The sequence below is a fragment of the Duncaniella sp. genome (genome assembly GCF_029054785.1).
Classification (GTDB): domain Bacteria; phylum Bacteroidota; class Bacteroidia; order Bacteroidales; family Muribaculaceae; genus Duncaniella.
The window spans coordinates 1-5379 of sequence record NZ_JAIDEN010000102.1 but is presented as its reverse complement, the minus strand read 5'-3'; the positions used below and the strand labels follow the sequence as shown (position 1 = coordinate 5379).

General features: G+C 45.1%; 7 protein-coding genes. 2 read left to right on the top strand and 5 right to left on the bottom strand.

Features of this window, described 5'->3' with window-relative positions:
- Positions 1 to 255 precede the first annotated feature (255 nt).
- Together K2H17_RS06945 and K2H17_RS06940 are read left to right on the top strand one after the other, a co-directional pair.
- A complete protein-coding gene (locus K2H17_RS06945) occupies positions 256 to 471 on the top strand; it encodes a winged helix-turn-helix domain-containing protein (RefSeq protein ID WP_300133038.1) in 216 nt (71 codons plus the stop codon).
- A 177-nt stretch (positions 472 to 648) separates the two neighbouring features.
- Positions 649 to 1383 (top strand): glycosyltransferase family 2 protein, encoded by a 735-nt coding sequence (locus tag K2H17_RS06940; protein WP_300133035.1) that lies wholly within the window; start codon positions 649 to 651, stop codon positions 1381 to 1383.
- A gap of 48 nt (positions 1384 to 1431) precedes the next feature.
- On the opposite strand, the gene ruvC is transcribed toward K2H17_RS06940, so the two are convergent.
- The 5 genes from ruvC to K2H17_RS06915 form a co-directional block, all read right to left on the bottom strand.
- Positions 1432 to 1989 carry a crossover junction endodeoxyribonuclease RuvC gene (ruvC, locus tag K2H17_RS06935; RefSeq protein WP_300133033.1) on the bottom strand — a complete coding sequence of 186 codons (558 nt, stop codon included), beginning with the start codon at positions 1987 to 1989 and terminating at the stop codon, positions 1432 to 1434.
- 8 nt (positions 1990 to 1997) lie between these two features.
- Positions 1998 to 2306, bottom strand: coding sequence for a DUF4286 family protein (locus K2H17_RS06930; RefSeq protein ID WP_300133031.1), 309 nt, complete (start codon positions 2304 to 2306; stop codon positions 1998 to 2000).
- Between the two features lie 18 nt (positions 2307 to 2324).
- On the bottom strand, positions 2325 to 3752 hold the full coding sequence (locus K2H17_RS06925) for a carbon starvation CstA family protein (RefSeq protein WP_300133028.1): 1428 nt from the start codon (positions 3750 to 3752) through the stop codon (positions 2325 to 2327).
- A 27-nt stretch (positions 3753 to 3779) separates the two neighbouring features.
- Positions 3780 to 4742, bottom strand: a complete 963-nt coding sequence (locus K2H17_RS06920) for a C40 family peptidase (protein WP_300133025.1) — start codon at positions 4740 to 4742, stop codon at positions 3780 to 3782.
- A gap of 111 nt (positions 4743 to 4853) precedes the next feature.
- Positions 4854 to 5379, bottom strand: a 526-nt coding sequence (locus K2H17_RS06915) for a TatD family hydrolase (RefSeq protein WP_300133022.1), incomplete at its 5' end; no start/stop codon positions are given.

Here is a 5379-nt window from a genome sequence, read left to right as displayed (position 1 = left end):
CATTGGCTCCATACACCTCATATCTGCTCTATCGCAACTGAGCGGCAAGTTCGTAAATCTACCTCATAAGGCATTGGCATCAAAGATGTTGATGCCTTATGAACTTTTTTGACATGCAAATTGTTACCAAGTAGTAAACAATTTTTAAAAAATAATTGTAAATTTGCGACTGATACTTGATTTCAGGGCAAAAGCCAACAATCTATACAAACAACCCTATATCAAACAATCTCTAACTATTTAAACTATTACGAAATGAACACTGACACTATCGGCTTAAACGCAGGAAGCGTGTGGGCGGCTCTTAACGAAGCGGATGCTCTTGGAACCAAACAGCTCAAGAAGATTGCCAAAATCAAAACAGAAAAAGAGCTTTTTGCTGCTCTTGGATGGCTTGCGCGTGAAGGCAAAGTCAATTTTCAGGAAAGTGAAGACGGCAAAGAGCTGATCATTTCGCTTGTACAGGGATAAACTGACAGTCTCTCCCCTATTAGTAATATCTATTAGATCCGGTTTCCCGGACTAATGAATCCACTATAACGGGTATGCCATCTTTGGGATTGACATACCCGTAATTTGATGTCGCCGATTATCATTCCAGTCGGTTGAATATGTCTAAGGTTTTACTTTTCACTTTACCGCTATCTGATGAATCCACTTTTTTCAATAATAACAGTCACATATAATGCAGCTGCCACATTGCCTCCGACACTTAAAAGTGTCAAGGAACAGACATGCCGCTTATATGAATATATAATAGTAGACGGTGCATCTAAAGATGAAACGGTAAGACTTGCGAATGAGTCAGGAATTCAATCACTGAATCTGATTTCAGAACCAGACAGAGGTCTGTATGATGCTATGAACAAAGGGTTGGGTGTGGCAAATGGAGACTATGTCATATTTCTTAATGCCGGTGATTCATTCCATTCAAAGGATACGCTCCAGCAGATTGCTGACGCCATTATGGATAATGATTATCCGGGCATTGTCTACGGACAGACCCAGATTGTTGATTCTGCACGAAACAGAATCGGCGACAGACATCTTACAGCGCCATCGGTGTTGACTCTTGACAGTTTCAAAAACGGGATGGTTGTCTGCCATCAGGCCTTTATCGTTTTAAGAAAACTGGTGGACAATTACGACACCCGATATCGTTACTCCGCCGATTATGAATGGTGTATACGTTGTCTGCAACGGTCACACCGCAATCATTATGTCGACGGTCTGCTGATCGACTATCTTTCCGAAGGAATGACAACAGCTCATCATAAAGCATCCCTGATCGAACGCTTTAGAATCATGAGTCATTATTACGGTATGTTACCGACAGTAGTACGTCATTTCAAATTCTTTTTCAGGAATCTGAAACGCAGATGACATTCCACCGGCTGATTCCGACTGGTGGAGTGATTAGCGACTGTATTATCACTTGACTCTGTCCGGATTTTTGGCAATAAAGTCTTTCCAGGATTTCGGGGAATTGGCAGCTACCGGGCGGCTTGACTCATAGAAATGGCATAGTGCAGCGCCCAATGCGTCTGTCGCGTCAAGTTCTATATCGAGCTGTTCATCGGAAATTTTGAGCATACGCCGCAACATTTCACGCACTTGCTCCTTGCTGGCTGCACCGTTGCCGGTTATCGCCATCTTGATCTTTCGAGGCTCATATTCAGTGATCGGTATATCGCGCGACAGAGCCGCTGCAATCGCAACACCTTGAGCGCGTCCCAATTTCAGCATTGACTGGACATTTTTCCCGAAAAACGGAGCTTCAATGGCCATTTCATCAGGAAGAAATTGTTCGACAAGTCCAAGAACTCGCTGATGGATATGAAGCAGCCTGAGATAGTGGCTGTCATATTTGTTTAGTTTCACCACTCCCATAGCGATCATCTCAGGTTTCTTTCCTTTGATGCCGAGAATTCCATAACCCATCACATTCGTGCCGGGGTCAATACCGATAATGATTTTGTCGTGTTGCATACTTGCTGTCAAAGCGGCATCTCATCCATATAGGTTGAAAAGAACAATGCTTTTTCTCCAAATCTGGAGTGGAGAGTCTGCCGGAGATCGGCACCTGCTCCATCATGCCAAAGGACTGCGTCCTCAATTGATCGGGTCTTGAAGCTAACGGCAAAACTCGAACAGTCTTCCTGAACTTCGATCATGATTCTGGAGAAGACCGGAGATGACAATAATCCTGACGAAAGAGCCGACGGGACATATTCCTCTCTCACCCATTGACAAAAACTGCTCTCGATGCTTTTCTCTACGTGAAATGTGGTGTTGATTATAATCATTGTTCAGATATTTGCTGATTATTCAAGAATAGTAATAGCCGAATTGACGCGGCGATTGGCAAGGAGGCCAAATCCGACTGTTGTCAAGGCCGCCAAGGAGAATGCTATGGTTTTGTTCGCAATTCCAAAAAACTGTGGTGAGACAAAGATAAAGCAGGTAACAACAAATGTCATGGCTACTGCCGGAATCAGAGCAACCCAGTAGTTGCGCTTCTGTCGGGCAAGCCAGATATATATTGACCAAAGGACAACGGCTGCCAATGTCTGGTTGGCCCACGCAAAATATCTCCAGACAATATCAAAGTTTATAAGTGTTATTCCATAGCCTACCACAAACAATGGTATACATACGGCAAATCTCTTTAAGATCGGGCGCTGATCAATTTTAAATATATCGGCCACAATCAGACGTGCGCCACGAAATGCAGTGTCGCCGGAGGTGATCGGTGCAGCCACTACTCCAAGAAGAGCCAGCACAGCGCCTATTTTGCCTAATGTCGTATGAGAGATCACGTCTACTGCCCATGCGGCATTTCCTCCATGCCTGGCAAGCTGCTCGCCAAGCCCGGTCGGACCATTGAAAAACGCCATTGCGATAGCGGCCCAGATAAGAGCTATGATACTTTCGGAAATCATGGATCCATAGAATACCGATCGGCATTTCTTTTCATTGGTGATACATCTTGCCATGAGGGGAGACTGGGTCGCATGAAATCCGGAGATCGCACCACAGGCTATTGTAATGAATAGTGTTGGTACAATCGGCAATTTTTCAGGGTCAAGCTGGAAATTATGGAGTGTTGTCAGCTCCGGGATTGTATATGTGCCGGACAAAAGTACAATCAGAAGCCCGACCGCCATTGCGATAAGAGCTATCCCGAAAACAGGATATACTTTGCCGATAACCTTATCAACCGGGAGCATGGTTGCCAAGATGTAGTAGGCCAATATAATCCATACCCACAAATTTTTAGTAATCTCAGGAACAATCGAAGCCAAAAGTTCAGCCGGACTCAGAATGAAGACGGCACCGACAAGGACCATCAGCGCAATTGAGAAGACTCTGACAACAGAGCGAGTGGTGACACCCATATAGATCCCTATGATCTCAGGCAGACTTCGTCCGTCATGGCGCATAATCATCACTCCTGACATAAAATCATGCATCGCGCCGAAAAAGATACCTCCGAGTGTGATCCATAAGAATGCTACCGGTCCAAAACAGGCGCCAAGGATGGCACCGAAAATAGGTCCGGTACCGGCGATGTTCAAAAGCTGGATCAGAAACACACGCCATCGGGGCAATTTAATGAAATCCACCCCGTCCTCGCAACGGTCAACGGGAGTAGGCCGTTCCGGATTTATGTCTGCCAGCTTTTCAAGATAGCGGCCATATGTAAAATAAGCTGTAATGAGGAGTATCAGACAAATTGCAAATGTTATCATGATATTTTAAGATATATCGCGCAGTGTTTATTTGGACAAGACATTGAAGTACCAGGGATGGCTGCTTATACGCACAATCCCTTCAGTATCTTCCATGCCCTTTATTCGTGATGCTCCGCGATAGTAGCGATGGCTGAAATCGGGATCATCGGGAGTCATACGGTTGGTTTTGACTAAGCCGGACGAATGGATATATACCCCGTCATTGTCATAAATGGCGACATGAGAGATACGTCCGTCCGGAGTATTCGAGAAAAACAGCAGATCGCCTTTCTGAAGGCTGTCGAGATCTGAAGGAGAGATGCGTCGTCCAATTTCTATTTGTTGTCTGGCATCCCGAAGGGTGAGAATCCCACGGTCAAAATATGTCACACGCACAAGACCGGAGCAGTCGACAGACTTTGTAGAGCATGCCCCCCAAAGATAAGGTGCACCTTTGAGCCAATAGGCAGTTTCAAGCAAGCTGTCCATGTCTAAAGTCCGGCTTGCCCATTTTTCAATCGAAAGCACATCCTTTGAATTGACATATCCGCATCTGCCATCCGGCAGCATGACCTCACTTACGACACTGTCAATGTTTCTGCCCTCGACAATTGAACTCATCACCAGTTCGGTTACAACATTTCTGGGAGATTGATCCGAGGCGGAAGAATAGACTTTTATTTCAGGACGCGATGTCACAACTAATCTGGACGATGAACGCCATTCATCCATCTCTTTCTGCGTTTTGCGGGAAAGGCCTGAAATATTTATATATCCCTCATAGCCGTCAGGCGCCTGGATTCGAATCCATTCATCATCATCTTCAAGAATAACAAGCGGAGTGCCCATGATGACTTGCGACGTCATTTCCGAAGCATGACTTTTGCCATCCCGGATACATGCTACCGGGATTCTGACCTGCGCCCAGTTCTGATTCTGAGCTTTTCCGGCACACACTGACAATAACGCAATTGAGAATGCGACAATAATGGTTCTTAATAAGTACATAGCGGATTTTAATTATCACAAAAGTAGGCGTTTCTGCAATAAGAGTGAAATATATTCCCCTAAAAAGTGTTACAATTACGTTCTTTGGAGCCAAAGAGAATCCTATCTTTATCAGATAGCAAATAAATTGACTGCATTGACTGTTGTCTGCTGTGCGACTTCTTCAAATGTCAGACCGAGGCTTTCGGCTATTTTCGTGGCAATATTGGGGATGTAGGCACTTTCGTTGCGTTTCCCTCTGTATGGAACAGGTGCCAGATATGGCGAATCTGTTTCAAGCAAAATCCGTTTGATCCCTATTTCTGACAGCGTGTCTCTAAGCCTGGAGTTTTTAAATGTAACTATCCCGTTGATGCCAAAATAAAAATCTCCGATCTGCCTGATGCGCCTGACATCCTCCACAGAGCCTCCGAAACTATGGAACACACCCCGCGTTTTGCCGCCTTTATCCGAAAGCACGGTCAAAACGTCATCCAAGCCTTCACGACAATGAATGATGACCGGGATATTTCGTTCGATAGCCCAGTCGACTTGCCGACTGAATGCAGCCTGCTGCTGCTTGCGGAAAGTCTGGTCCCAATAGAGATCAATACAGATCTCCACTATTGCTCTATATTTTGCAGGATCGGGTGTCAAA

Excerpts from the sequence above, each read along its gene's own strand:
- K2H17_RS06945 (WP_300133038.1), top strand. The coding sequence starts at position 256 with ATGAACACTGACACTATCGGCTTAAACGCAGGAAGCGTGTGGGCGGCT.
- K2H17_RS06940 (WP_300133035.1), top strand. The coding sequence starts at position 649 with ATGAATCCACTTTTTTCAATAATAACAGTCACATATAATGCAGCTGCC.
- ruvC (WP_300133033.1), bottom strand. The coding sequence starts at position 1,989 with ATGCAACACGACAAAATCATTATCGGTATTGACCCCGGCACGAATGTG.
- K2H17_RS06930 (WP_300133031.1), bottom strand. The coding sequence starts at position 2,306 with ATGATTATAATCAACACCACATTTCACGTAGAGAAAAGCATCGAGAGC.
- K2H17_RS06925 (WP_300133028.1), bottom strand. The coding sequence starts at position 3,752 with ATGATAACATTTGCAATTTGTCTGATACTCCTCATTACAGCTTATTTT.
- K2H17_RS06920 (WP_300133025.1), bottom strand. The coding sequence starts at position 4,742 with ATGTACTTATTAAGAACCATTATTGTCGCATTCTCAATTGCGTTATTG.